The 26625-nt window shown below is 70.1% G+C and carries 24 protein-coding genes; 15 read left to right on the top strand and 9 right to left on the bottom strand.

The window, feature by feature from the left end; all coding sequences use genetic code 11:
* Positions 1-112: 112 nt before the first annotated feature.
* The 4 genes from Afe05nite_RS18155 to Afe05nite_RS18140 all read right to left on the bottom strand — a co-directional run bounded on the left by Afe05nite_RS18155 (position 113) and on the right by Afe05nite_RS18140 (position 3210).
* The gene (locus tag Afe05nite_RS18155) at positions 113-1405 is read right to left on the bottom strand and encodes a class I SAM-dependent methyltransferase (protein ID WP_203818304.1); all 1293 of its coding nucleotides are present in this window, start codon (positions 1403-1405) and stop codon (positions 113-115) included.
* 101 nt (positions 1406-1506) lie between these two features.
* A complete protein-coding gene (locus Afe05nite_RS18150) occupies positions 1507-2043 on the bottom strand; it encodes a helix-turn-helix domain-containing protein (protein ID WP_203818334.1) in 537 nt (178 codons plus the stop codon).
* Between the two features lie 53 nt (positions 2044-2096).
* Positions 2097-2765, bottom strand: coding sequence for a DUF6461 domain-containing protein (locus tag Afe05nite_RS18145; protein WP_203818303.1), 669 nt, complete (start codon positions 2763-2765; stop codon positions 2097-2099).
* A 19-nt stretch (positions 2766-2784) separates the two neighbouring features.
* On the bottom strand, positions 2785-3210 hold the full coding sequence (locus tag Afe05nite_RS18140; RefSeq protein ID WP_239117929.1) for a hypothetical protein: 426 nt from the start codon (positions 3208-3210) through the stop codon (positions 2785-2787).
* A 126-nt stretch (positions 3211-3336) separates the two neighbouring features.
* Between Afe05nite_RS18140 and Afe05nite_RS18135 the strand changes: the two genes are divergently transcribed.
* Both Afe05nite_RS18135 and Afe05nite_RS18130 read left to right on the top strand, forming a co-directional pair.
* Entirely contained in the window at positions 3337-4095 is a 759-nt protein-coding gene (locus Afe05nite_RS18135; RefSeq protein ID WP_239117928.1) for an SDR family oxidoreductase, read from the top strand.
* A gap of 18 nt (positions 4096-4113) precedes the next feature.
* The gene (locus Afe05nite_RS18130; RefSeq protein WP_203818332.1) at positions 4114-4662 is read left to right on the top strand and encodes a YbaK/EbsC family protein; all 549 of its coding nucleotides are present in this window, start codon (positions 4114-4116) and stop codon (positions 4660-4662) included.
* Positions 4663-4690: 28 nt separating this feature from the next.
* On the opposite strand, the gene Afe05nite_RS18125 is transcribed toward Afe05nite_RS18130, so the two are convergent.
* Genes Afe05nite_RS18125 through Afe05nite_RS18110 form a run of 4 tightly spaced genes read right to left on the bottom strand, consistent with a single transcriptional unit; the run spans position 4691 to position 7943 of the window.
* Entirely contained in the window at positions 4691-5332 is a 642-nt protein-coding gene (locus tag Afe05nite_RS18125; RefSeq protein WP_203818301.1) for a DsbA family oxidoreductase, read from the bottom strand.
* Entirely contained in the window at positions 5332-5760 is a 429-nt protein-coding gene (locus tag Afe05nite_RS18120) for a SufE family protein (protein WP_203818300.1), read from the bottom strand. The genes Afe05nite_RS18125 and Afe05nite_RS18120 overlap by 1 nt, the downstream gene beginning before the upstream one ends.
* A gap of 24 nt (positions 5761-5784) precedes the next feature.
* Entirely contained in the window at positions 5785-6177 is a 393-nt protein-coding gene (locus Afe05nite_RS18115; RefSeq protein ID WP_203818299.1) for a CBS domain-containing protein, read from the bottom strand.
* 29 nt (positions 6178-6206) lie between these two features.
* A complete protein-coding gene (locus tag Afe05nite_RS18110) occupies positions 6207-7943 on the bottom strand; it encodes a proline--tRNA ligase (protein ID WP_203818298.1) in 1737 nt (578 codons plus the stop codon).
* Positions 7944-8080: 137 nt separating this feature from the next.
* Between Afe05nite_RS18110 and Afe05nite_RS18105 the strand changes: the two genes are divergently transcribed.
* The 12 genes from Afe05nite_RS18105 (at position 8081) to Afe05nite_RS18050 (ending at position 25173) form a co-directional block, all read left to right on the top strand.
* A complete protein-coding gene (locus Afe05nite_RS18105; protein WP_203818297.1) occupies positions 8081-8845 on the top strand; it encodes an SGNH/GDSL hydrolase family protein in 765 nt (254 codons plus the stop codon).
* Between the two features lie 54 nt (positions 8846-8899).
* Positions 8900-9799: a sulfurtransferase gene (locus tag Afe05nite_RS18100; protein WP_203818296.1), complete on the top strand. Its 900-nt coding sequence runs from the start codon at positions 8900-8902 to the stop codon at positions 9797-9799.
* A gap of 57 nt (positions 9800-9856) precedes the next feature.
* Positions 9857-11590, top strand: coding sequence for an HSP90 family protein (locus Afe05nite_RS18095; protein ID WP_203818295.1), 1734 nt, complete (start codon positions 9857-9859; stop codon positions 11588-11590).
* Complete coding sequence (locus Afe05nite_RS18090) at positions 11587-14343, top strand: tetratricopeptide repeat protein (protein ID WP_203818294.1); 2757 nt, start codon at positions 11587-11589, stop codon at positions 14341-14343. Before Afe05nite_RS18095 ends, Afe05nite_RS18090 begins: the two co-directional genes overlap by 4 nt.
* Before the next feature lie 44 nt (positions 14344-14387).
* Positions 14388-14993: a TetR/AcrR family transcriptional regulator gene (locus tag Afe05nite_RS18085; RefSeq protein ID WP_203818293.1), complete on the top strand. Its 606-nt coding sequence runs from the start codon at positions 14388-14390 to the stop codon at positions 14991-14993.
* A 161-nt stretch (positions 14994-15154) separates the two neighbouring features.
* Positions 15155-16486: an acetyl-CoA carboxylase biotin carboxylase subunit gene (locus Afe05nite_RS18080; protein WP_203818292.1), complete on the top strand. Its 1332-nt coding sequence runs from the start codon at positions 15155-15157 to the stop codon at positions 16484-16486.
* A gap of 5 nt (positions 16487-16491) precedes the next feature.
* Positions 16492-17367: a hydroxymethylglutaryl-CoA lyase gene (locus Afe05nite_RS18075; RefSeq protein WP_203818291.1), complete on the top strand. Its 876-nt coding sequence runs from the start codon at positions 16492-16494 to the stop codon at positions 17365-17367.
* 144 nt (positions 17368-17511) lie between these two features.
* A complete protein-coding gene (locus tag Afe05nite_RS18070; protein WP_203818290.1) occupies positions 17512-18207 on the top strand; it encodes a hypothetical protein in 696 nt (231 codons plus the stop codon).
* Between the two features lie 292 nt (positions 18208-18499).
* Positions 18500-19594: a chaplin family protein gene (locus Afe05nite_RS18065; RefSeq protein WP_203818289.1), complete on the top strand. Its 1095-nt coding sequence runs from the start codon at positions 18500-18502 to the stop codon at positions 19592-19594.
* A 295-nt stretch (positions 19595-19889) separates the two neighbouring features.
* A complete protein-coding gene (locus Afe05nite_RS18060) occupies positions 19890-21422 on the top strand; it encodes an acyl-CoA carboxylase subunit beta (RefSeq protein WP_203818288.1) in 1533 nt (510 codons plus the stop codon).
* A gap of 12 nt (positions 21423-21434) precedes the next feature.
* On the top strand, positions 21435-22592 hold the full coding sequence (locus Afe05nite_RS18055) for an acyl-CoA dehydrogenase family protein (protein WP_203818287.1): 1158 nt from the start codon (positions 21435-21437) through the stop codon (positions 22590-22592).
* 121 nt (positions 22593-22713) lie between these two features.
* Positions 22714-25173, top strand: a complete 2460-nt coding sequence (locus Afe05nite_RS18050; protein WP_203818286.1) for an ATP-binding protein — start codon at positions 22714-22716, stop codon at positions 25171-25173.
* Between the two features lie 234 nt (positions 25174-25407).
* Here the strand turns inward: Afe05nite_RS18050 and Afe05nite_RS18045 are convergent, their stop codons facing one another.
* Positions 25408-25893, bottom strand: coding sequence for a MarR family winged helix-turn-helix transcriptional regulator (locus Afe05nite_RS18045; protein WP_203818285.1), 486 nt, complete (start codon positions 25891-25893; stop codon positions 25408-25410).
* A gap of 107 nt (positions 25894-26000) precedes the next feature.
* On the opposite strand from Afe05nite_RS18045, the gene Afe05nite_RS18040 reads away from it, so the two are divergent.
* Positions 26001-26576 carry a YceI family protein gene (locus tag Afe05nite_RS18040; protein ID WP_203818284.1) on the top strand — a complete coding sequence of 192 codons (576 nt, stop codon included), beginning with the start codon at positions 26001-26003 and terminating at the stop codon, positions 26574-26576.
* The last annotated feature ends 49 nt before the right edge of the window (positions 26577-26625 follow it).

Below are 26625 nucleotides of genomic sequence, written 5' to 3'. Positions count from 1 at the left end.
ACTTGCCGACTTATCGGGCGGTATACCGCAACTCACCGGCCGAATTGGACACTCGCGGGTGAGCCGTGATGCCCCATCAATGCAGGTGATCGAGCATCACGGCGGACTTCGGTCAGACCGCGTACCCCGCTCGTGTGGCGGGCATCTCACCGTCGCCGTTGCGGTGGGTGCGCACGGCGAGCACCTGGTTGACGCCGATCTGGGCCTGCTCGAAGGCGAGAGCCGAGGCGGCCATGTAGAGACGCCACACCCGCGCCCGGCCCGGGCTGGTCAGACGCACCGCGGTGGGCCACTCGGCCTCGAGGTTGGCCACCCACGCGCGCAGCGTCTTCGCGTAGTGCTCACGGAGCGCGTGCACATCCCGTACCTCAAATCCGGCCTCCTCCAGGAGCGTGACCGTTGTGCCCACCGGGGCCAACTCACCGTCGGGGAAGACGTAGGCGTCGATGAAGGAGCGCGCCTGATGCGGCGCCGAAGGCGGCAGGTGCAGCCGGGCGATCTGGTGATTGAGCAGTCGCCCACCCGGCTTGAGCTGGGTGAACAGGATCTTCGCGTATCCCAGGTAGGGCGCGGTGCCGACGTGCTCGGCCATGCCGACGCTGGAGATCGCGTCGAACGGGCCGTCGTCGAGGTCGCGGTAGTCCTGCACGCGGATCTCCACCCGGTCGGCGAGACCGGCGTCGGCCACCTGCTTGCGGGCGAATTCGGCCTGCTCGGTGGAGAGCGTGATGCCGAGGACCCGGACGCCGTATTCGCGGGCCGCGTGGATGGCCAGGCTCCCCCAGCCGCAGCCGACGTCGAGCAGGCGCTCGCCCGGTTGGAGGTCGAGTTTGCGGCAGATCAGGTCGAGCTTGTCGCGCTGCGCGTCGGCGAGGCCGTAACCGGGGTCGTCGGACGTCCAGTAGGCGCAGGAGTAGACCATGCTCTCGCCGAGCACGAGCCGGTAGAAGTCGTTGCCCACGTCGTAGTGCTGGCTGACCGCCTGCCGGTCCCGGTGGCGGCTGTGCCGCCCGCCGCTGACCTGCATCTCCTCGGGTGGCGGCTTGGGCTGGGTGCCGAGCACGCCGAGCCGCAGCAGGTCGCCGGCGACGGTGTGGAACGGCAGGTCGCGGATGTCAGGCGAGCGCCAGAGCAGCCCGGCGAGGCGGTTCAGGACGTCGTAGAGGTCGCCTTCGACGTCGATCTCGCCGGCCACGTACGCGCGGGCCAGGCCCAGTTCGTTGGGCCGCCAGAGGATGCGGCGCAGGGCCCGCCGGTTGCGAATGATGAGGACTGGTGCGTCGCTGGGGCCGGCCATCGAGCCGTCCCAGGCGCGGATCCGCACCGGCATCGGGACCTGGAGCACGGCTTGAAGCAGGCCGGCCAGCTTGATGGCGGTGTTGGAGTGGGGGGTGATGATCGCCATCGGAGACCTCCCGGGGTGTGGCGACCGGGGTTGAACCGGTCCACTATCCGCCCGGGGAAGTCATCTTCATAAGATGCTTTTATAAGTTTGTGATGGAAGACTCACACGGCCCGAAGGACCCGTTCGAGCTTCTCCTGCGGCATCGGCCGGGCCCGATCGTGCCTGCTCTCGGCCAGGGCGGTGAGCACCGTGCGGCGTTCGGACTCGGACAGGATGCCGGCGAACGGTGACGTGCTGCGGAGCTCGACCGCGTATTCCGAGGACGATGTCAGGGCGTCCAGCACCGCCTCGGCGCCGCCCTCGAGCACGACCTGCCAGCGATCGAGCCACTCCCATGCGCGGCCCTCGGGGTGCAGTCGACGCAGCCGGCGCAGGTTGATCTCGGCGGCGGCCAGCAGGGCGTCGGGATTCGACACGAATTTTCCGGCGATCGCCTGGTGCAACCAGAGTTGCTCGAGTTGCTCGCGGGTCAGCGCGGGGCGGATCAGGGCCTCGACGTCCGAGCGGCGCACCCGGGGTTGCCGGCCGACCGGAACGTACGGCAGCAGTCCGCGCGAGCAGAGGTCGACCACGTGCTGCCGCGAAGAACGCAGCAGGATCGCGGCCTCACCGATGCTGAGCAGCTCGGAGGTGCGCATCGTCACGAGTGGATATTGGCCGTAAGGATGGTGGTCATGCAACAACCAAACGGCTATTGATTCTTACGATCCAGCGGCACGCTGGTCAGCAGGTAGGTTCGCTCGATGAGCAGCTGCCGGCTCATCAGTTTGCCGGTAAGCCGTTCGGCCAGGGCAAGGGTCGCCGCCATCGCCGTCGCGCCGTCGATCCCGGCGGCGAAACCGGCAGCCGCCATTTCCGGCGTGATGGTCTTCGGCGCCCGCGGGTCGAAATCGAGCAGCACCCGTTGGTCCTCGAGCTGCAGGAACCGGCCGTGACCGTCGGGGCCGCGGTGGTTCGCCACCACTGTGGTGCCGGCCGACAGCGGGCCGACGAGCTGGTCGGTCACCCCCAGATCGCCGTTGTCCTCGACGATCAGCGACCAGTCGTCGACCCGGGCGATGCCGATGAAATAACGGTAGAGCGGCCCCTGCTGGCCGTCCCCGGAGTCGACCAGCTGCGGCCAGCTGATCCGCTCCAGCTCCTGGCCGCCGAGCTGCTCGATCACCTGCGGCGGCGTGCGGCCACGCACCCAGGTGAAGCAGTAGCCCTGCCCGAACTCCGGCTCCGGTTCGAACCAGCGGTAGTCGTCAGCGACCGCCTCGCGCTGCGTGTCGGCGAAGGGCGGGATGCCGCCAGCACGTGACGTGCAGGCGCTCAGGACACCGGCCGCGGGTATGAGGAGCAGAGATCGACGACGCACGGCGGACAGTAGATCAAACCTAGGCGGCGCCGCGCACTGAGATGATCTCCGATTCGGTCTCCGGTTCGGCCGGCGGAGCCGGCCGGGGCACGCGGGGCAGGGCCCGGATGATCCGCCTGCGCTCATGGACGAAATAGACGCAACTTCCGCCGTACGCCGCGGCCAGCGCCGCGTTGACGATGCGCACCGGGGTCGGCTGCCCGGCCTCGAGGATCGACATGATCAGGGCGAGCTCGGCCCAGCAACCGAGCAGGACCGCGTTGATCGTGTCGGTGCGCGCCCAGCGGCGGACCTGCCGGTGGGCCTGCCGGCGGATCTCGACCAGCAGGGAATGGCCGACGCCAAGGGCAAGCAGGCCGAGCAGCACGGTCGCGAAGACCGAATGGGCTCCCCCGGCGACGGCCGCTACCGCGGTTCCGCCACCGAGCAGGGCGAGACCACTCACGGTCCCGATGCGGCCTGCACGTCGTTCTTCCACATCAGTTGAGAGTCGGCAAGATTCGGTCCCGGCTGAGGATCTCGGGTGACCGGGGACACGTCACCTTCCCGATGCGCCGATCGTCCCGTTGGCATGAGCGAGAACATCAAGGTGTTGGTCACCGGGGCGAGCGGAACGCTGGGATCCGCGGTGACCCCGCGGTTGGTCAAGCAGGGGTACGCGGTGCGGCCGATGACCCGCTCGGCGCGGGACGGCTGGGTGACGGCCGATCTGCGGACGGGCGAAGGTCTGGACGAGGCGGTACGCGACGTGGACGTGATCGTGCACCTCGCCTCGTCGCCCGGCCGCCCGCGGCAGACCGACGTCGAGGGCACCCGGCTGCTGCTGGCGGCGGCCCGCAAGGTCGGTGTCGGGCACGTGCTCTACGTGTCGATCAACGGCATCGATCGCGTGCCGTACGCCTACTACCGAGCGAAACTCGACACCGAGGAGGTCGTCCGGGCGAGTGGTGTCCCGTACACGATCCTGCGGGCCGCCCAGTTCCACGACTTCGCCGAGACGATGCTGTCGATGCTCGGCAAGGCCGGACCGGTGCTCGTCGACCCGGCGTGGAAGCTCCAGCCGGTGGCGGTCGAGGACGTGGCCGACCGGATCGCCGAGCTGATCGCTCGGCCCGCCGCGGGCGAGACGACGGAGTACGCCGGACCGCAGGTGCTGACCTTCGACGAGCTGGCCCGCACCTGGCTGGCCGCCCGCGGCAAGAGGCGGCCGATCTGGCGGCTCAGCTTCCCCGGCAAGATGTCGCGGGCGATGCGGGCCGGCGGGCAGACCACCGACGCGACCCCGGCCGGGACCCGGACGTGGCGGGGCTACCTGGCCGAGAAGTATTGAGCGAGTATTGCGGGCGTGATGGGAACCCTGCAGCTCGAACCCGCCCAGTCCCGCCCCGACCTGCTGGCCGCGCCGGTCGCCAAGGCGCTCGCGGTGTGGCCGGTGGAGGCGCCGATCGACGGCGACCAGGTGCTGGTCGCCCCGATCGACGCGACCCTCGCCGACACCGCCGCCTTCTGCGCGGCGTACGAGGTGGGGCTGGAGGTCTCGGCCAACTGCGTGATCGTGGCGGGCAAACGTGACGGCGCCACCAAGTACGCGGCCTGCATCGTCCTGGCCACCACCCGAGCCGACGTCAACGGCGTCGTCCGTAAGCACCTCGACGTGCGCAAATGCAGTTTCGCCCCGATGGCCGACGCGGTCGCCCTGACCGGCATGGAATATGGCGGCATCACCCCGATCGGCCTGCCCGCCGACTGGCCCATCCTGGTCGACAGCCGGGTCGCCGCCACCCCACACGTGATCGTGGGTTCCGGCGTGCGGCACAGCAAGATCGCGGTGGCCGGTCCGGCGCTCGGGGCCCTGCCCGGGGCTCAGGTCATCGAGGGTCTGGCCAATCAGATCTAGGAGTGTCGATCTCGTTCCACGTGAAACATCATCGATCGATGTCGACGGCTTCGCGGCGGGCGATCTCCTCCAGGGCGGCGAGCAGGGCGGCCGGCTCCTGGGCGCCCTGCACCGCGTATTTGCCGTCGATCACGAAACTCGGGACGCTGGTGATGCCGAGCTCGCGGGCCTCGGCCAGGTCGGTGTCGACCGCGTCCCGGCCGGCCTCGGACTTCAGGTAGGCCAGCGCGGCGTCGCGATCGAGGCCGATCGAGCCGGCCACCGCGGCGAGGATCGGCCGCGAGCCGATGTCGGCGCCGTCGACGAAGTAGGCCCGTTGGAGCGCCGCCAGCATGTCGGCCTGCCGCTCCTGGCCGGCCGCCCACGCGATCAGCCGGTGGCTGTCGAACGTGTTGGCCGCGACCGCCCGGTCGTAGTCGAGGCGGATGCCGTCGCCGGCCGCGATCGAGGTGACGTGGGCGAGCATCTCCTCGGCCCGCTCCCGGCCGCCGACCTTGGCCGCCATCGCCTCCTTGATCGGCATGGGCCACGGCACCGGCGACGGGTCGAGCTGGTAGGCCCGGTAGGTGACGGTCACGTCGCCCTCGAAGGAGGCGATCGCCTTCTCGAGGCGGATCTTGCCGAGGTAGCACCACGGGCAGACGACGTCGGACCAGACCTGGATGTGCACTAGCCGGCTCCAACCGAGACTTGCCGCTTGAGGCGGGCGAGGATGGCCGAGCCGCCCCGGATGCGCAGCGGGCTGATGGCGTTGGCGAGGCCCATCCGGGCATAGAGGTCGTCCGGCACGGCGAGGATCTCCGCGGCGGTCGCGCCCTGCAGTCCCTCGGCCAGAATGCCGGCGAAGGCCCTGGTGGTGGGGGCCTCGGGCGGACAGTCGAACCACACCTCGACGGTGTCGTCGGGCCGGACCGTCGCCTTGAGGAAGAACTGGGTCTGGCACTCCGGCACCTGCTCCATGCCGTCGTGCCCGGCCAGGTCGGCGGGCACGGGCGGCATCGCGTCGGCGAACTCGAGAAGCATCTCCAGCACGACCTCGCGCGGGGCGGAGGCGAACTCCTCGACGATCTCGGCCAGCTTCGGGGGCATGTCGCTCACGATCACGACCCTAACGCGCGGGAATCAGGCCAGGGTCGAGGTCGGCAGGAGGGCGACGTCACTCAGGCTGATGATGCCGACGACCTTGCGGTCGGAGTCGCACACCAGCAGGCGACGGACGCCGCGCTCGCGCATGGCCCGCACTGCCTCCTCCACAGTGGCGGACTGCTCCACCATGATCAGTTCGTGCGAGGTGATCGCCCCGAGGGTCGTCTGCTTGGGGATCAGGTTCTCCGCGATCGCCCGGATCACGATGTCGCGGTCGGTGACCAGGCCAACCATCGTCGGGCCGCTGGTCACCACGACGTCGCCGATGCCCCGGTCCCGCATCGCCTGCGCGGCCTCGTCGAGCGTTGTCGCTTCCGGCAGGTAGACGACCTGTCGGGTCATCACCTCGGCGACCGAGACCTTGGCCATGGTTGGTACCTCCCGTGTGGAGAGTTCAGTTACCCGAGTGCCACAGTGATTACACGCTGTATATCCGAAATCGGCACGTCTACGCGCTCTCCCGTGCGCCGATCGCGGAACTCGGCCCATCCTTCCGCGAGACGGCGTCCGATGACCACTGTGCGGGCGACCCCGATGAGCTCGGCGTCGGTGAATTTCACCCCCGCGGAGAGCTGCGGCCGGTCGTCCACCAGCACCCGCAGGCCGGCCGCGACGAGGGTACGGGCGAGCTCCAGCGCCGCCTCGATCTGACCGTCCTTGCCGGCGGCCACGATGTGCACGTCGGCCGGGGCGACCTCGTCGGGCCAGAGCAGGCCGCGGTCGTCGTGGTGCTGCTCGGCCACCGAGGCGACGGCGCGGGACACGCCGATGCCGTAACTGCCCATGGTGGGGCGGACCGGCTTGCCGTCGGCACCCAGCACGTCGACCTTGAAAGCGTCGGTGTAGCGCCGGCCCAACTGGAAGATGTGCCCGATCTCGATGCCCCGCCGCATGGTCAGCTCGCCCGATCCGCACGCCGGGCACGGGTCGCCGGCCCGCACCTCGGCGGCCTCGATGGTGCCGTCGGGGGTGAAGTCGCGGCCGGCCACCACGTCGATCGCGTGCCGCCCCGGCTGGTTGGCACCGGTCAGCCAGGCCGTGCCGGGGGCGACGCGCGGGTCGGCGAGGTAACGGACCCCGAGGCCCTGCGGGCCGAGGTAGCCCTTGACCAGGTCGGGGCGCGACTCGAAGTCGTCGAAGAGGGTGGCGGTGGCCGGGGCGAGCGCGGCGTCGAGGCGTTTCCGGTCGACCTCGCGGTCCCCGGGGACGCCGATCACCAGCAGTTCGGGCCGGGACCGGCCGGGGTGGTGCACCGAGACCACGACGTTCTTCAGGGTGTCGGCGGCGGTCCAGTCGGTGCGGCCGCCGAATTGCCGGGCGTTGGCGAGATCGACCAGGGACGCGATGGTCGGGGTGTCGGGGGTGTCGTGCACCGACGGCGAGCCGGCCGGGATCTCGGCCACGGCGCCGGGCGGGGTGACGACGGCCTCGGTGTTGGCCGCGTACGAACACGACGTGCAGCCGACGAAGGTGTCTTCCCCCACCTCAGCCGGGGCCAGGAACTCCTCGGAGGCCGAGCCGCCCATCGCGCCGGACATCGCCGAGACGATCGCGTGCGACAACCCGATCCGGTTGAAAGCACGCTGGTAGGCGGCCCGGACCTCGGCGTACACCTGCTCCAGGCCCTCGTCGGTGAGGGTGAACGAATAGGCGTCCTTCATCAGGAACTCGCGGCCGCGCAGCAGGCCGGCGCGCGGCCGGGCCTCGTCGCGGAACTTCGTCTGCACCTGGAACAGCAGCAGCGGGAAATCCCGGTAGGAGCTGGTCATGTCCTGCACGAGCAGGGTGAACATCTCCTCGTGGGTGGGCGCGAGAAGGTAGTCGGCGCCGCGCCGGTCCTGGAGGGTGAAGATGTCGTCGCCGTACTCCGTCCAGCGGTTGCTTGTCTCGTAGGGCTCCCGGGGCAGAAGCGCGGGGAAGGCGACCTCCTGCCCGCCGATCGCGGTCATCTCCTCCCGGATCACCGCGGTGATCCGATCGAGCACCAGCTTGCCCAGCGGCAGCCACGTGTAGCCGCCGGGGGCCGCGCGCCGGATGAAACCGGCTCGCAGCAGGAGTCGATGACTCGGCACCTCCGCCTCGGCCGGCTCCTCGCGCAGGGTCTTCAGGAGCAACGTGGACATTCGCAGAAGCATGCCGAGCAGCGTAGGCAGGGGGTCCGTCGATAACCACCCGATATTTCGAGTGTCGCCCTCGTCACTCTGTGCTTGGTCCTTGTTAAGTGGAAAGCTGTCCCCACAACGACGGCTGAGGGGCCGTTAAGGGGGAATCCATGAACTGGCACAGCTTCGTGGCGATGGGGGACAGCTTCACCGAGGGCCTGAACGACGCGTACCCGGACGGATCCTTCCGGGGATGGGCCGATCTCGTGGCCGCTCGGCTGGCGGTCGAGGGCGGGCCCGCCTTCGGATATGCGAACCTCGCGGTTCGCGGCAAACTGCTCGACCAGATCATCGACGAACAGCTGGCACCGACGCTGGCGATGTCGCCGGCACTGGTCAGCATCGCCGGCGGCGGCAACGACTCGTTGCGGCCCCGCGCCGATCCGCACCTGCTTGTCGAGAAGCTCGACGCGGTGGTCTCCCGATTGCGCTCCACCGGCTCCGACGTGATCGTCTTCCGCTTTGCGGACGTCACCGCCCACCTCCCCGGGCAGCGCATCGTCGGGCCGCGCGCGGCGGTGCTCAACGACGGTGCCACCGCGATCGGCGAGAAATACGGCGCGTACGTCGTCGACCTGTTCGGCGACGACCGATTCCGTCACCCGCACCTGTGGGCACCCGACCGGCTGCACCTCTCGCCGGCCGGTCATCGGCTGGTCGCGGCGCACGTGCTGACCGTGCTCGGCGTCGGTGTCGACGACGAATGGCTGCTGGTGCCGCCGATGCCGGAACCGACCCCGTGGCTGATGGCTCGGGGCGCCGACCTGCGCTGGGCCCGCGAGCACTTCGTGCCGTGGGTGGGCCGTCATCTGCTCCGCCATTCCAGCGGTGACCTGGTCACGGCGAAGCGCCCGGCTCTCGCTCCGATCGAATAGCCCGTCCGACCGCCCCGCCACCACCCTTAACCGGACTGGAGGCATAGTTGGAACATGTCCGTTGCGAACGATCCAGCACCTGCATTGCAGGCGTACGCACACCCAGATCGGCTGGTCACCACCGAGTGGCTGGCCGCCAACCTCGACGCGCCCGGCCTGGTGGTGGTCGAGTCGGACGAAGACGTGCTGCTCTACGACACCGGGCACATCCCGGGTGCGGTCAAGGTCGACTGGCACCTCGAGCTGAATGACCAGCTCACCCGCGACTACCTCGATCCGGCGGCGTTCGCGGCCATGTGCGAGGCCAAGGGCATCGGCCGGGACGACACGATCGTCTTCTACGGCGACAACTTCAACTGGTGGGCGGCGTACGCCCTCTGGGTCTTCACTCTCTTCGGTCACCGCGACGTGCGGCTGATGGACGGGGGCCGGCAGAAGTGGGTGGCCGAAGGCCGCCCGGTGACCCGGGAGAAGACGGAGCGCGCCAAGGCCGACTACCCGGTCCCGGTGCGCGACGACGCCGAGATCCGAGCCTTCCGCGACCAGGTCATGGGGCACATCGCCAGTGGCCGGCCGCTGGTCGACGTGCGTTCCCCGCAGGAGTACACCGGCGAGCTCACCCACATGGCGGCCTATCCGCAGGAGGGCGCGCTGCGGGGCGGGCACATCCCGGGGGCGGTGAGCAAGCCGTGGAAGTCGGCGGCGAACGAGGACGGCACCTTCAAACCGGCCGGCGAGCTCAGCCGGATCTACCAGGATGAGCTGGGCCTCGAGCCGGGCGACGACATCATCGCCTACTGCCGCATCGGCGAGCGGTCGAGCCACACCTGGTTCGTCCTGCACCACCTGCTGGGTTATCCCCAGGTTCGCAATTACGACGGATCATGGACGGAGTGGGGCAATCTGGTTCGGGCGCCGATCGCCCGTGGAACCGAGCCCGGTGGCCTGAGCTGAACGGAAATTGAGAACGGGCGAGAAAAATGTCAGGAAGACCCGGTAGCTTTCTCGCCCGTGAGCAACACGTTCCAGGTTGACCTACGAGGCATTGTCGACCTGCTGAGTCACCACCTCTATGCGAGCCCACGCGTCTATGTCCGCGAGCTCCTGCAGAACGCCGTGGACGCGATCACCGCGACCGGCTCCGTGCCGCAGGGCCGGGTCACGATCACGACCGGTGCCGATGCGCTGCGCATCACCGACAACGGCATCGGCCTCACCGAGGCGCAGGTGCACGAGTTGCTCGCCACGATCGGTCGTAGCTCCAAGCGTGACGAGCTGGGCTTCCAGCGTCACGAGTTCCTCGGCCAGTTCGGCATCGGCCTGCTCTCCTGTTTCCTGGTCGCCGACGAGATCCGGGTGCACACGAAACGTGCCGGTGCCGCGCCGGTGCTGTGGACCGGTTACTCCGACGGCCGCTACGAGGTGCGGCCCGGCGACGAGCGCGAGCCGGGGACCACGGTCACCCTGCTGCCGCGGCGCGGTGCGGAGCATCTGTTGACGAGTACGACGGTGCGCGAGCTCGCCGAGCTCTACGGCTCCCTGCTCCCGATCAGCGTCGAGGTCGACGGCGTCCGGGTGACCGCCGGGGCACTGCCCTGGGAGGCCGACCGGGAGGCGTACTGCCGGCAGGTCTTCGGTTTCACGCCGTTCGACGTGATCGAGCTGAACGTGCCCGAGGCCGGTCTCACCGGGGCCGCGTTCGTGCTGCCCACGGCGGTCAATCCGGCCGCACGTGGCGGCCACCGGGTCTATCTGAAGCGCATGCTGCTCGCCGAGAACGTCGAGAGCCTGCTGCCCGAGTGGGCGTTCTTCGCCCGCTGCGTCATCGACAGCACCGAGCTGCGGCCCACCGCGAGCCGCGAGGCGCTCTACGAGGACGGCCTGCTCACCGACACCCGGGACGCGATCGCCGACCAGTTGCGCGGCTGGCTGGTCCGGCTCGCCGCCACCGACCCGCACCGGCTGGCCCGGTTCCTCGGCGTGCACCACCTCGGCGTGAAAGCGCTGGCCCTGCACGACGACGAGATGTTGCGCCTGGTCGAGCAGTGGTGGCCGATGGAGACCAACATGGGCCGGCTGACCCTGGCCGAGTTCCGCGAGCGGCAGGGCGTGATCCGCTACGCCACCACCGTCGACGAATACCACCAGTTGTCCGCCGTCGCCGCCGCGCAGGATGTCGGCTTGATCAACGCCGGTTACGTCTACGAGGCCGACATCATCGAGCGACTGGCCACCGTGGACGACGCGGTCCGCGTCGAACGACTCGAGCCGTCCGACCTCGCGACCCGGTTCACCGGCCTGGACACCGAGACCGAGCTGCGGTTGCGCCCGTTCCTGTCGGCTGCCCAGCGGCGCCTCGACCGGCTCGGCTGCGAGGTAGTGATCCGCGCGTTCGACCCGGTCACGGTGCCGGCTCTCTATCTGGTCAGCCGCGCCGCCGCGTTCCATGACGAGTTCAAGGAGAGCCGGGCCACGGCCGACGACCTGTGGGGCGGCGTGCTCGACGCGCTCGCCCAGGTCAGCCCGGCGGAACGGCCGCAGCTCGTGCTCAACCACCGCAACCCGCTGGTGCGCCGGGTGGTCGCGCTGGCCGACCCCGAGCTGGCCGGCCTGGCCGTCGAGTCGCTCTACGGCCAGGCCCTCATGCTCGGCCACCACCCGCTGCGTCCGGCCGACGCGGCCCTGCTCAACACGTCTTTCCTGGGCCTGCTCAACCGGGCCGTGACCGCCGAGGAGCAGAAGTGACGACCGCGCCCGAGCTCTGGTCCCTTCTCGGCCAGGCCGAGGAGATGCCGCACGGTGCCGCCCAGATCGCCCTGGTCGAGCAGGTACTTCGGCGCGTCGACGAGGCCGGCGACCCGGCCCAGGCGTTCTACACGAGGCTGTTGGCGACCACGGCCTATGTGTACGGTGGCGAGCCCGGTAAGGCGTTCGTCCCGTTCTCGTGGTGCGTCACCGACTTCGACCGCAAGCCGGCGCCCTACCACCAGCACTGGCGCGACAACCTGCTGTGGCTGTTCAAAACCATGGTCAACACGTTGACCACGTTTCATGAGGTGCCGCTGGCCCGGACCTATGCGGTGCTCGACGACATGGAGCGGCGCTATCGCGAGTCGGGCCACGGCCTGCACGCCGTTTACAAGCACCGCTATCTGGTCGCCGCGCACGTCGGCCACACCGAGGAGGCAGATGCCTGGTTCGAGCGGTGGCAGGCGGCGCCGCGCGACGCCCTGTCCGACTGTGCCGGCTGCGACCCCACCGACGTGGTGCGCCACCTGTCGTCGCGCGGGCGGTACGCCGACGCGGTGGAGCTGGCCGAGCCGGTCCTCTCCGGCGAGCTGAGCTGCACCGAGCAGCCGCAGGGCATCCTCCGCGAGCTGACCGTGCCCTATCTGCGGACGGGCGAGACGGAGAAGGCAGCCGCGGCGCACCGCCGGGCCTACCGGCTGGAGCGGGGCAACCTCGCCGACATGTACGGCGTCGGCACCCACATCGCCTTCTGCGGCCGCACCGGCAACGAGCACCGCGGTCTCGAGATGCTCCAGCGGCACGTCGACTGGCTCGAGAAGGCCCCGTCACCGTCGGCCGAGATGCATTTCGCGGCGAACGCCTCGATGCTGCTGCGCCGGCTCACCGAGACCGGCCACGGCGAGCTCACCGTCCGCCGCAGGGATCGGGACGACATCTCCGTCGCCGAGCTCGCGACCGAACTGGCCGACCGGGCCACCGGCATCGCGGCGCGCTTCGACGCCCGCAACGGCACCACCTATCAGAGCGAGCAGACCGCCGAGAAGATCAACGCCCAGCCGTGGGCGGTGGAGCTGGTCCTCTCGCCGACCGCCCGGGTGGCCGGTCCGGTGCGGTCACGGCCCGAGCCGCGGCCGGTGCCGTCGGTCCCGGCCGAGGCGAGCGCGTCCGAGCTGCTCGACCTCGCCACCGCGCAGTTCCTCGACGAGCAGGTGGCCGGGTTGGCCGCGACACTGGCCGCGCTCGACGAGCGGTTCCCGACCCTCGACGATCCGCTGCTGGCCGCCCGCCGGCTCGCGATGACCGGCAACCTGCGCAGCTGGCAGGGCTTCGAGCAGTCCCACCTGCAGTGGACCGCGGCGGCCGAGATGTTCGCCGCGGCCGGCGACGAGGGCGAGGCGATCGTGCTGCGGGCCCGGGCCGCCCTGGCCCGCGCCCAGCAGGGCGACGTCGACCCGGCCCCGATCCGGGCCGACGTCGAGTACCAGGAGAGGCACGGTGCCGCGCGCACCCGGGCCAACGCGTGGGCCCGGCTCGCCGTCCTGCACGCGGTCGGCGACGAGATGGCCGAGGCGACCGAGGCGATCAACCGCTGCGCCGAGCACGCCGCCGAGTCGGGCAACCCGCGCACCGTCGCGTCGCATGCCGAGCTGCGGGCCCGCATCCTGGCCGGCTCCGGCGACCCCGAGGGGGCGCTGGCGGCGGCTCGGTCGGCCTGGGAGTTCTACCGTGCCATGGGACCCGACTTCCGGCTCGCCCCGGCCGCGGTCCTCTACGGCCACCTGGTCGGTGACGGCGACCCGGACACCCAGATCGAGGTGTTCGGCACGGCGATCGCCGCCGGTGACGCCGACGACGCGTTGCCCGCCCGGGTCGGTCGCGGACGCGCGTTCAAGCGCACCGGCCAGGCCGATTTCGCGATCACCGACCTGGTCGAGGCGGTCGCGCTCTGCACCGAGCAGGGTCTGGGGCCCGGCGGCGCCTTCGCCCGGTGGGAGTTGGCCGAGGCCTACGCGTTGGCCGGCCGCCCGGTCGAGGCCGCCGAGGTCGCCGAGGAGGCCCTGACCACGTTCGACGAGATGGGCGACGACGAGGGCGGCAACAACGCCCGGTTCCTGTTGGCCAAGCAGTACCGCGAGATCGGTGACCGGGCCGGCGCCGTCACGCGCTACCGCGAGCTGATCGAACGGCTCGCCGACAACCCGGCGGGCCGCGCCCAGGTCGGCGAGGAGGCGGCCGGCCTGCTCTTCGACATGGACCGCGACGCCGACGCGGCCGCCGCGTTCCGGGCCGCCGCCGAGGACTACCGCCAGGCCGGCGACCCGGTCGGCGAGTTGCGGGCGCTGCGTCGTCGCATCTCGGCGCTGCACTACGCCGACGACCCGGACGCCGCCGAGGAGACGTTCCGCCTGGCCGCCGAGCGTTTCGCGGCCCTGCCCGAGGCGGAGCCGGCGGCGGTCTGGGAGCATGGCGTGAGCCGGTTCGAGTTGGCCCGCGCCCTGCTGGCCCGCGAGCGGTACGACGAGGTCGTCCCGGTGCTCCGGGGCGCCTCGGCCCCACTCCGGAGCATCGACGCCATCGACGAGGCGGACCGGCTCGACGGCATGTACGGCGAGGCGCTGCTCCGCTCGGGTGATCGGGCCGCGGCGGTGGCGCACCTCCGGGAGCTGCTGGCCGGCATGGCCCCCGACGCGCCGGGCCGGGAGGCGGCGGAGAAGATCTACCAGGAAGCGCGGGAGCCCACATCCTGAACGCCCGTTAAGGCGGCTGCTTGACAGCGGGTTAAAGTGGCCTCGTGACAACGGTTGATCAGCAGCAGCGCTCGGGGCCGCCCGCGCCCCGGCGCCGGTCGCGCCGCGACGAGATCCTCGAGATCGCGGTGGGCCTGTTCGCGGCGCGCGGATATCACGGCGTGTCGATGGACGACATCGGCTCGGCCGCCGGTGTCACCGGTCCGGCGCTCTACCACCACTTCGCCGGCAAGGAGGCGATGCTGGTGGCCGCGCTGATCCCGGTCAGTGAGGGCCTGCTGCACGGTGGCAAGGCCCGGGTCACCCGGCATCCCGACGACGCGAGCGCCGCCCTCGGCGATCTGATCGACTTCCACGTCGAGTTCGCCCTGGCCAACCCCGCCGTCATCGCCCTGCACCTGCACGAGCTCGACCGCCTGCCGGACGAGCCGCGCCGCCAGATCCGTCGCCTGCAGCGCCTCTATGTGGAGGAGTGGGTCGGTGTGCTGGGACAGCTGCGGCCCGAGTTGCAGGCGGCCGAGGCGCGAGTGCTCGCCCATTCCGCCTTCGGCCTGATGAACTCGACCCCGTTCCTGGGTGGCGAGGTCGACCGCCGGCGGCGGGCGGCCCTGCTGCGCGAGGCCACGATCCACGCTCTGACCGGCCACTGAACACAGACCGACCGGCGAAAGCCGGCCACTGAGCACAGAACGACCGGCGAGAGCCGGCCACTGAACACAGACCAACTGGCGAAAGCCGGCCACAAGCCAGGCCTAGCCGTCCAAGCGGCCGGGCCACCGCCCTGGCCGGCGAAGTCGACAGAAGGGTCTCCATGATCGAGTCGCTGCTCGTCGCGAACCGGGGCGAGATCGCCCGCCGGATCATCCGCACCGCCAACCGTCTCGGGATTCGCACCATCGCGATCCACTCCGAGGCGGATGCCGACCTGCCGTTCGTCAGCGAGGCGGACGAGGCGGTGTGTGTCGGCCCGGCCAATCCGGCGCAGAGCTACCGCAACACCGAGGCGATCCTGGCCGCCGCGAAGTCGACCGGCGCCCAGGCGATCCACCCCGGTTACGGCTTCCTCAGCGAGAACGCCGACTTCGCCCGCGCCGTCGAGGCGAACGGGCTGATCTGGGTCGGCCCGCCGGCCGATGCGATCACGGCGATGGGCGACAAGATCAACGCACGCAACCTGATGGCCGAGGCGGGCGTCCCGGTCGCACCGGGCACGCACGACCCGGCGGCGACGGTCGAGGCCGCGATCGAGGCCGCGGCCACCATCGGTTACCCGGTGATGGTCAAGGCGGCGGCGGGCGGCGGCGGCATGGGCATGGCGGTGGCGGCCGACGAGGAGAGCCTGACCAGGGAGTACGACAAGGTTCGCGCGTTCGCCGAGCGGATGTTCGGCGACGGTTCGGTCCTGATCGAGCGATACTTCCCGCGCGTACGTCATGTGGAAGTTCAGATCCTCGGCCTGGCCGACGGCCGGGTGATCGCCCTCAGCGAGCGCGAGTGCTCGGTCCAGCGCCGCAACCAGAAGCTGGTGGAGGAGGCCCCCTCCCCGGCGGTGACTCCGGAACTGCGCAAGCGTTTCCTGGCCGCGGCCGTCAAGGCCGGTGAGACGGTCGGCTATCGCAACGCCGGCACGGTCGAGTGCCTGCTCGACCCGGCGACCGGCGACTTCTTCTTCCTCGAGATGAACACCCGCCTCCAGGTCGAGCACCCGATCACCGAGCTCATCCACGGCATCGACCTGGTCGAGCAGCAGCTGCGGATCGCGTCGGGCGAGCCGCCGACGTTCGAGCTCGGCGAAACCACAGGTCACGCGATCGAGCTGCGGATCAACGCCGAGGACCCGAAGCGCTTCCTCCCCGGCCCCGGCAAGATCTCGACGTGGGTGGAACCGACAGGCGACGGCACCCGGGTCGACTCCGGCTATGTCGAGGGCAACACGGTCACGCCGTTCTACGACTCGCTGATGGCCAAGTTGATCGTCTTCGGCGCCGATCGGGACGACGCGCTCGCCAAGGCGCGCGCGGCGGTCGCCGGTTTCCAGATCGCCGGCCCCAAGAACAACCTGCCGTTCTTCGCCGAGCTGCTGGCGAACGACGAGTTCCTGGGCGGCGACTACGACACCGGCATCGTCGGGCGGATGAGGTGAGCGCGATGGACATCAGCATTCGCGAGGTGGCGCCCCGGGACGGCCTGCAGAACGAGGAGCCGATCCCCACCGACTCCAAGGTCCGGCTGATCGACGCGCTGAGCGAGACCGGCGTCGGTCGCATCGAGGCGGTCTCGTTCGTACACCCGAAGGCGATCCCGCAGATGGCCGACGCCGACGAGGTCTGGCGGCAGGCGCGGAAGAATCCGAACGTTCGCTACTCCGCGCTGATCCCGAACACCAAGGGTGCGCAACGGGCGATCGCCGCCGGTTTCCGGGAGATCGAGGTGGTGGTGTCGGCGAGCGACACGCACAACCGCCGCAATCTCAATCGGTCCACATCGGAGTCGCTCGACGACATCGCCGCACTCATTCCGCTGGTCCACGACGCCGGAGCGGCCCTGGAGGTGATCGTCGCGACGAGTTTCGGATGCCCGTTCGAGGGCGACATCGACCCGGACCGGGTGGCGGGCATCGTGGCCCGGGTGCGCACCGACGGGGCGGACCGGATCGCCTTCGGCGACACGACCGGCATGGGAACTCCGCGCCGGGTGCGTGACCTTCTCTCGGTCGTCCGTCCGGACCTGCTGCACTTCCACAACACCAGAGGTACGGGGTTGGCGAACATCCTCACCGCACTGGAGCTCGGGGTGACCGAGTTCGACGCGAGTGTCGGCGGGATCGGCGGCTGTCCCTATGCTCCGGGCGCTTCCGGCAACGTGGCCACCGAGGAGGTCGTGCACATGCTCCACGACATGGGCCTGACCACCGGAATCGACCTGGACCGGATGATCGAAACGGCCGAGATGGCGGAGAAACTGCTCGGCCGTACCCTGCCGTCCGGGGTTCTGCGCGCGGGTCCCCGCAGCAGATTGGTGTGATTCGGCCCGCACTATTACGACGGCCCTTTTTCTATTTATTCGCGTGACCCTCGCCCGGTCGCTTCGTTACCAATGACGAGTGGCTGGAGCCGCCGGAAACGGCGGATCCGCCACCGGTCGATCAGACGACGAGGGGCGGAACCGATGACGGGATGGGGATTCGAGCGCGTGCTGCGCGCCCTGAACCTGTCGCCGTCCGGGTCGCCCACCGCGGCGTCCAGGCCCTTGCCGCCTCACATCCAGGGGGCGGAGCGGCGGCGGAGCTGGTGGGATCTGCGCCTGGTCGTAGTCAGTGGTCTGGCCGGGGCGGCATGGCTGCTCACCGGCGCCGCCGCGCAGGCCGCGGACCGGGCCGACGAGCCGTCCGGCTCGTCGCTCGACGCGGTTCTCGACGACGTCACCCCGCCGGTCGTCGGCCTCCGTACCGCGGCCCGTCCGCCGCTGGAGGTCTCACCGGCCCATCCGCAACACGTCGTGGCCAACGTCCTGGAGGTTCCGGACCGGGTGCTCACGCGCCCGGCAGCGCCTCTCGGCGGGGTCACCCACGACGCCGACGGGGCCGATGTCGACACCGCCGCCGACGGTGGTGTCGACACGGTCCTGCAAGAGGTCGCCGGACCACCCCGCCGCACCGGCGGACCGGCTTCCGAGAGGCACCAGATCGTCCCCCCGGTGACCGACGCGATCGGCTCTGAGCCCGATCTGGTCGGCACCCATGCGCGCCCGGCCGGCGTGCCGCCGCAGGAACCGGTGATCGCGCCGGTCCGGACGGCTGCTCCGTCGATGCCGGTCGCGCAACCGGTCGTGATCGCCGAGGCACCGACCGTCTCACCTGACTGAGTGATGGCGTCCGGTGGTCCGCCCCGACCACCGGTGAACCGGCCGGCACCGCTTCGGTGTCCGCGTCCCGGCGCGATTCCCGAACCGCTTGCGAACAAGCGGCGAATCATCCACGCCTGAATTCCGCGCAATCGCATCGAAGCGCCTATGGGTGCATGTCGGCAAGCGGCGTCCGGGCGGATTCACAAATGAAGCCAGGGCACCGCTGTGCCCGAAATCAGTTCTGCGAAGTCCTCGACTCGACAAGTCACACAATCTGCCGAAACATTTCTGGAAAGGCTCTATCTTTCATATGAAGACATGGGTTCGTAAGACTCTGAGCGTCGGTGTCCTGGCCGCCGGTGCCCTGCTGTTCGCCCCGGGCACGGCCAACGCTGACGTCTGGCAGTCGAGCGGCGACAACAACGGCATCCTCAACGGCACCCAGCTCGCGGTGCCGGTCCAGGTCCCGACCAACATCGTCGGCAACTCGCTGGGCATCCTCGGTGTCGCCGACTCGCACGCCGCCGGCGCGAACTTCATCGAAAGCGGCAGTGGCGGGCAGAGCAACGGCAACAACAACGGCATCCTGAACGGGACGCGGGTCTTCGCCCCGATCACCGCCCCGATCAACGCCTGCGGCAACTCGTTCGCCCTCCTCGGCGGTGCGAACTCGCACGCCCTGTGCGGCAACAGCGGTGCGTTCCGTTCCGCCCGGACCTTCCGCGGTCACCGGGCCCCGGTCCGGTGGCCGCGCCACGCCAACAACGGCATCCTGAACGGCACCACGATCGCTGTTCCGATCGACCTGTCGACGAACTACTGCGGTAACGCGCTCGGCTTCCTGGGTTCGGCCGGCAGCAACGCCGCGTGCTTCAACGACGATCCCGACTGGGACTTCATCGCCAACCGCCGTTACGGTCACAGCGGCTTCGGTCACAGCGGCCTCGGCAGTTGCCTGTGCGGCGACGGTGCCGAGTACCCGGCCGCTGACGACTACGGCTATGGCAACCAGAAGCCGGTCAAGACCGGCTATGGCCACCAGAAGCCGGTCAAGACCGGCTACGGCCACCCGAAGCCCGTCAAGACCGGCCAGAAGCCGGTCAAGACCGGCTATGGCGATGAGAAGCCCGCCAAGAACGACGACAAGCCGGTCAAGAACAACGACAAGCCGGTCAAGAACGGCCAGAAGCCGGTCAAGACCGGCTACGGCGACGAGAAGCCGGCCACGCCCGGCTACGGCGGTCAGAAGCCGGTGGCCGCCGGCTCCGACACCGGCAGCACGGGTGGCCGCGACCGGGGCGAGAAGGACGAGAGCGCCCAGGTCGCCGGCGCCACCCAGACCGTTGCGGGCGTCTCGGACGGCGTCGGATTCGCCGGCCTGGGCCTGCTCGACACGCTGCGCTGACTCCGAGGTCGGTCGGGGCCGGCCCCACCGGCGAATCCTCAGCGGCGACAGCGGTGAAAACCGGGTAGCGCCGTCCCGGGCGCGACCTGGCGGCGCCTCGAGCGTCGAGTAACAGCCGGTGCCCCTCCACGGCATCGGTAGCAACAAAACGAACGGGAGTCTCCGCGCCGGCGGAGGCTCCCGTTCGTCGTTGTCGTTCGCTTCTCGGATACGCTAGCCTAACGATCGTTCAGGTCCGAACGCTCGTTCAGCTTTGCCGATTTTCAGGTTCAGAGTCGATTCCCGGGAGGCACGGTTGACCATCGACGACGAGTCGCTCGCCCAGGTCCGCAAGCGGGTGATGGCCGGCGGCGCGGAGCGCTACCACGCGGCCAACGCGGCCAAGGGCAAGCTGTTCGCCCGCGAGCGCATCGCCCTGCTGGTCGACGAGGCCTCGTTCGTCGAGGACGGTCTCTATGCCAACAGTCTGGCCGAGGGCCTGCCGGCCGACGGTGTGATCACCGGAACCGCCCGGATCGACGGCCGCGACGTCTGCCTGATGGCCAACGACTCCACGGTCAAAGCCGGTTCCTGGGGCGCCCGCACGGTCGAAAAGATCATCCGCATCATCGAGCGCGCCTACGAGTACGGCGTACCGATGGTCTACCTGGTCGACTCGGCCGGCGCGCGGATCACCGACCAGGTCGACCTGTTCCCCGGCCGGCGGGGTGCCGGCAAGATCTTCCACACCCAGGTCCGGGCTTCCGGCTCGATCCCGCAGGTGTGTGCGCTGTTCGGCCCGTCCGCCGCCGGTGGGGCCTACATCCCGGCGTTCTGCGACGTCGTGATCATGGTCGAGGGCAACGCCAGCATGTACCTCGGCTCCGACCGGATGGTCGAGATGGTCACCGGCGAGAAGACGACGCTCGAGGCGATGGGCGGCGCGCGCGTGCACTGCGCCGAGTCGGGCGTCGGTCACTTCCTCTGCAAGACCGAGCCCGAGGCCCTCGACACGGTCCGCCGCTACCTGTCCTACCTGCCGGCCAACTGGACCGCGAAACCGCCTGCGGCGCAGGCTTCCGAGAGCCCGGCGTCGATCGATCTGGGCGCCCTGGTGCCGGCCAGCGAGCGCCAGGCCTTCGACATGCGACGGTACGTGAAAGGCCTGGTCGACGAGGGTTCGTTCTTCGAGATCCACGCGTTGTGGGCGCGCGAGTTGACTGTCGGGTTCGCCCGGCTCGACGGCGAGGTCGTGGGCGTGCTCGGCAACAACTCGATGTTCAAGGGCGGGGTGCTCTTCGTCGACTCGGCCGACAAGGCCGCCCGGTTCGTGCAGCTGTGCGACGCGTTCAACGTGCCGCTGATCTTCCTGTCCGACGTGCCCGGCTTCATGGTCGGCTCGGCCGTCGAGAAGCAGGGCATCATCCGGCACGGCGCCAAGATGATCACCGCGATCTCCGAGGCCACGGTGCCGAAGATCTGCGTGGTGGTCCGCAAGGCCTACGGCGCCGGCCTCTATGCGATGGCCGGTCCCGGGTTCGACCCGGACGCCACGATCGCGCTGCCCACCGCCAAGATCGCGGTGATGGGCGCCGAGGCCGCGGTCAACGCCGTCTACGCCAACAAGATCGCCGCGCTGCCGACCGACGAGGAGCGGAGAGCCTTCGTCGCCGCGCGCCGCGCCGAGTACGAGCAGGACATCGACATCATGCGGCTGGCCAGCGAGCTGGTCGTCGATGTGGTCGTCGAGCCCGCTCAACTCCGTACCGAGATCGGCCGGCGCATTGCCGCCGCCCGCAACAAGGACCGCGGTTTTTCCCGGCGCCGGCACGGCGTCACGCCCGTCTGAGGAGAGTGGAACATGGTCGACTTCCGGCTCGGCGATGAGCAGGAGGCGCTGCGCGCCACGGTGCGTGACTTCGCCCAGGAGCAGGTGGCACCGGTGATCGCCGCTCACTACGAGCACAAGACCTTCCCCTATGACCTGGTCCGGCAGATGGGCAAGATGGGCCTGTTCGGCCTGCCGTTCCCGGAGGAGGTCGGCGGCATGGGCGGTGACTACTTCACGCTCTGTGTCGCCCTCGAGGAATTGGCCAGAGTGGACAGCTCGATCGCCGTCACGCTCGAGGCCGGGGTTTCGCTCGGCATCATGCCGATCTTCCGATTCGGCAACACCGAGCAGAAACAGCGATGGCTGCCGCAGCTCACCAGCGGTGAAGGGCTGGCCGCCTTCGGCCTGACCGAGCCCGGCTCCGGCTCCGACGCCGCCGCGATCACCACCCGCGCCGTGCTCGACGAGTCGACCGACGAGTGGGTGATCAACGGCGCCAAGGCGTTCATCACCAACTCCGGCACCGACATCACCCGCCTGGTCACCGTCATGGCCGCGACCGGCACCAACCCGGACGGCTCCAAGGAGCTCTCCACGATCATCGTCCCGGCCGGCACGCCCGGCTTCACGGTCGCTCCCGGCTATTCCAAGGTCGGCTGGTGTGCGTCCGACACCCACGAGCTTTCCTTCGATGACGTACGCGTCCCGGCCGGCAACCTGCTCGGCGCGCGTGGTCGCGGCTTCGCCCAGTTCCTGCGCATCCTCGACGAGGGGCGGATCGCGATCGCGGCCCTGTCGGTCGGCCTGGCCCAGGGGTGCGTCGACGAGTCGGTGAAATATGCCAACGAGCGTGTCGCCTTCGGCCGTCCGATCGGCAACTACCAGGCGATCCAGTTCATGATCGCCGACATGGAGCTGCGCGCCCACACGGCCCGCCTCGGCTACTACGACGCGGCCGCCCGGATGCTCGCCGGCGAGGACTTCAAGCGTTATGCCGCGATCGCCAAGCTGCACGCGAGCAACGCGGCCATGGAGAACAGCCGGTACGCCACTCAGGTCCACGGCGGCTACGGCTTCATGAACGAGTCGGCGGTCGGCCGCTTCTACCGCGACGCCAAGATTCTCGAGGTCGGCGAGGGCACGTCCGAGGTGCAGCGCATGTTGATCGCCCGAGGCCTGGGCCTGTAGCACTACCACGGAACCGGGCACATTGGATAGTCCGGAAATATCATGCCCAGAGTTCCGTCCGCTTTCCGACAGCGTTGGATGTCTGCTCGCCGGTACGCGCATACGTGCATAGGTTCGGACCATGTCGGCAGATGGCGGCGCGGCCCAGCGGAGCTCCGGCTTCGCCGCGGTGCTGCGCCGACATCGGCTGCGGGTCAAGCTGACCCAGGAGGAGCTGGCCGCCAACGCCGCCATCGGAGTCCGCACGGTTCGTGACCTCGAGCGCGGCCGGGCCAACCGACCGCAGCGCACGACCGTCGAGCTGCTCGCCGCCGCCCTCGGCCTGGCCGGTGCCGACCGTGACACGTTTCTGGCGGCGGCGCGGGGTCAGCCGACCGACGAGCCGTTGCCGCCCACGCCGTTCCAGCAGATCCCGCCCTCGGTCGAGCTGATCGGCCGCGACGACGACGTCGCCGAGTTGGTGGCCCGGCTCGCCGATCCGGACGGTCCGCGCGGCGTCACGCTTGTCGGCATCGCGGGCGTCGGCAAGACGAGCGTGGGCCTGACGGTGTCGCACCGGGTCGCCACCGCCTATCCGGGTGGCGTGGCCGGCGTCGTGATCACCGAGGGCTCGTCGGCCGGTGAGGTCCTCAGCGTCATCGCCGCGGTCTTCGGCGTGGGACGGGCCGACGACCTGCTCGGACACTTTGCCGGCCGGGCCTCACTGGTCTTCGTCGACGCGGTCGAACGCGCTCCTGAGGCCGCCGCCGAGGCGCTGGGCCGGCTGCTCGAGCGCCTGCCGACGATGCGGTTCGTGGCCACCGGCCGACACCCGGTGGGCCTGCCTGTCGAACGGGTCTGGCCGCTGGCCCCGTTGGTCGCGCCACCACCGGACACGCCGAACACGATCACGGCGATCTCGGCGTACTCGTCAGTCGGCCTTTTCCTCGAGCGTCTCGGCCGGGTGCGCCACACCGAGCTGGAACCCGACGAGATCGCGCCGCTCGCCACCCTGGTCCGCCGCCTCGGCGGCATTCCCCTCGCGATCGAGCTGGCCGCGGCCCGCGGCCGCGTCCTCACCATCCCGGAGATCCTCGACCGGTACGGCGATCGCGTGCTCGACCTCGACCGGCCGGGCAGCTCGCCGGCGAGCGTGGTCTCCCTGCGCGAGGCCGTGGCCGCCAGTTATCGCCTGCTCAACCCGGGTGAGCAGCACGCGCTGCGCCGACTCGCGGTGTTTCGGCATCGCTGGTCACTGATGCTCGCCGAGCAGTTGACCGAGGGCACCCAGACCGACGGCGCCGACGTCGTGCACCTGCTCGACCGCCTGCTCGAGCTCGGGCTGCTCAACGTGCGCGGCCGGCGCACCTTCCGGTTCCGGCTGCTCGACGTCGTGCGCGACTATGCCACCGAGCGCGCCGCCGGGGCCGGCGAACTGGTCGACGCCCGCCATCGGCACGCCCGCGCGTTCGCCGACCTGGCCCAGCAGATCGCCGCCGACCTGATCGGTACCGGACTGACCGACGCGGCCGGCCGCCTCGACGACGTGGCCAGCGATTTGGGCACGGCACTGGCGTTCGCGGCCAACGAAGATCCACACACCGCCCTGCGCATCGCCGCCGCGCTGCCGCGCTGGTGGCGCTTCCGTGGCCGGGACATGAGCGGTCGCCAGTGGCTGCGCCGGCTGCTCGCCGACCCGCGCACGGCCGACGCCGACCCGGCGGTCCGGGCCTGGGCCAAGATCGGTCTGGCCCAGCTGGCCCTCGAACACGGGGCGGGAGCCGAGGAGATCGAGTCGGCGACCGCGGCGGTGGCCGACTTCGAACGGCTCGGCTCGGTGACCGGCCAGCTCGCCGCCCACACCCAGCTCGCGTCGCTGTGGATGACCACCGGCGGTTTCAGTGAGGCGCGGCGTCACGGCGAGGCGGCCCTGGCGCTGGCCCGGGTGAGCGACCGGATCCGTGACATGGCCGTCGCCGAGAACAACCTGACCTGGCACGAGATCCGCGAGGGGGACCTGCCGGCGGCGCGGCGGCGGCTGATGGCTGTCGACGAGCTGGCCGGCCGCTGTGGTGAGGAGCGGCTGCGGGCGGTGGCGCTGACCAACCTGGCCGAGGTGGCGCGGCTCGACGGCCGGCCGGCCGAGGCCGAACGGCTGGGGCGCAGCGCGATGCCCGAGCTCGAACAGGTCGGCGACCCCAACCATCGGCGCCGGCTGCTCGCCACGATCGGGCTCGCGATGGCCGAATCGGGCCGGGTGCAGGAGGCGGTCGAGATCCTGGAGCGGCTGCGGCTGCCCGACGACCAGCCGCCGGACGGGCCCGCAGCCGTGGTCGAGGCGGCGGTGGCGCTGCGGCGGGGCGAGCAGAAACGGGCTGCGGAGTGCTTCGCGCGAGCGGCCGAGGCGTACGACGGTGCGCATGATCCGAGGGACGTGGTGGAGGCGCTGGTGGGGCTCATCGCGAGCACGCCGAACCAGGAGGAGCAGGCCACCGCCGTACGCAGACTGGCCGAACTGTGCCGCACGGGTGGCATCACGCTGCTGCCGCGGGAGCGTGACCGGCTCGGACCGCAGATCAGTGTGCAGGTGCTCGACGGCTAGACGCACTGGTGGCGCGGACGACCGGCGATCGTGCCCCCCACGCGCCGGTCGTCGCAACGCCCCACCAGTAACGCGGCGAGAACGACGGCTCCCCCGTCAGCCCCGTACGTCGCCTCGGTCGCGCCGCATCCCCCTGCGCTGATCACAGTAGCCGCGGGAAAAGGGACGACCGAGGAGATATGTCCGTTTGCGCCCTCGGGTGACACGGTTCTGCCGGTATTTCTGCCGGTTGTCTCAGGCGGCCTGGGTCTCGGCGTCGCTGCCGGCGGTGGCGCACGGGTTGACCGCATCGCGGATCGTGCGCAGCGACTCGAGCATGCCGGTCAGCTGCTCCGGGGCCAGCTGGCCGATGAACCACTGCTGAACCAGGGCGAGATGACCGGGCAGGACCTCGTCGAGCCGGGTGCGGCCGGCCGGCGTGATCACCGCGTAGGAGCTGCGGCGGTCGCTCGGGCAAGCCTCGCGGCAGACCAGGCCGTCGCGGTCCATCCGGTCGACCACGCGGGTGACGCCGCTGGTGGACAGGGACGTCTGCCCGGCGAGGTCGGTCATCCGCAGGCGGCTGCCGGGCGAGCGGGCGAGGCGCATCAGCACCTCGAACTCGACGGCGGAGAGGCGGTGCTCCTCGAACTGCGCGGCAAAACGAGCGGTCAAACCGGTGTACGCCTCGGCGAACAGGCCGACCGCAGTGAAGCGGGGGTCATCCAGGTCGGTATTCACAGCAACATCCTACCTCGGTCACTTGACAAGTGGAATATTGTCGCCGCTATAGTTGCTGTGTCACGCAAACATCCCCGCAAGGCTCCACTTCGAAAGAAGGACTAGTCATGACCGACGTCAACACCCGCTCGTTCGAGGGTCTGCAGATCCCGGCCGCCGGCACCTACGAGCTGGATGCCGCACACAAGCGGGTTGGCTTCGTGGCGCGACACCTGATGGTCAGCAAGGTCCGCGGACAGTTCGCCGAGGCCGGCGCGACCATCACGATCGGCGAGGACCCGCTGCAGTCCGGCGTCACCGCCTCGATCACCACGGCAAGCATCGAGACCGGCCAGGTCGACCGGGACAACCACCTGCGCAGCGGCGACTTCTTCGAGTCGGAGAAGTACCCGACGATCGAGTTCCGGAGCACCGGGATCAAGTCGCACGCCGGCGCCGAGTTCGTGCTCGACGGTGAGCTGACGATCAAGGGCATCACCAACCCGGTCGAGCTGGTCGTCGAGTTCGAGGGTGCCACCACCAGCCCGTACGGCAAGGGTGTCTTCGGTTTCAGCGCGCACACCGAGATCGACCGTGAGGACTGGGGCCTGACCTGGAACATGGCCCTCGAGTCGGGCGGCGTGATGGTCGGCAAGAAGATCAAGATCGAGATCGAGGGCGAGGCCGTCCGGCTGGACGCCTGACATCTCTGACAGTCCACAGAAGAGCCGTTGCCCGGTTGCCGGGCGGCGG

It is taken from the genome of Paractinoplanes ferrugineus (assembly GCF_016862195.1).
Classification (GTDB): domain Bacteria; phylum Actinomycetota; class Actinomycetes; order Mycobacteriales; family Micromonosporaceae; genus Actinoplanes; species Actinoplanes ferrugineus.
Note: the sequence above shows the minus strand (reverse complement) of the source record. Positions and strands in the feature narration are given on the sequence as shown.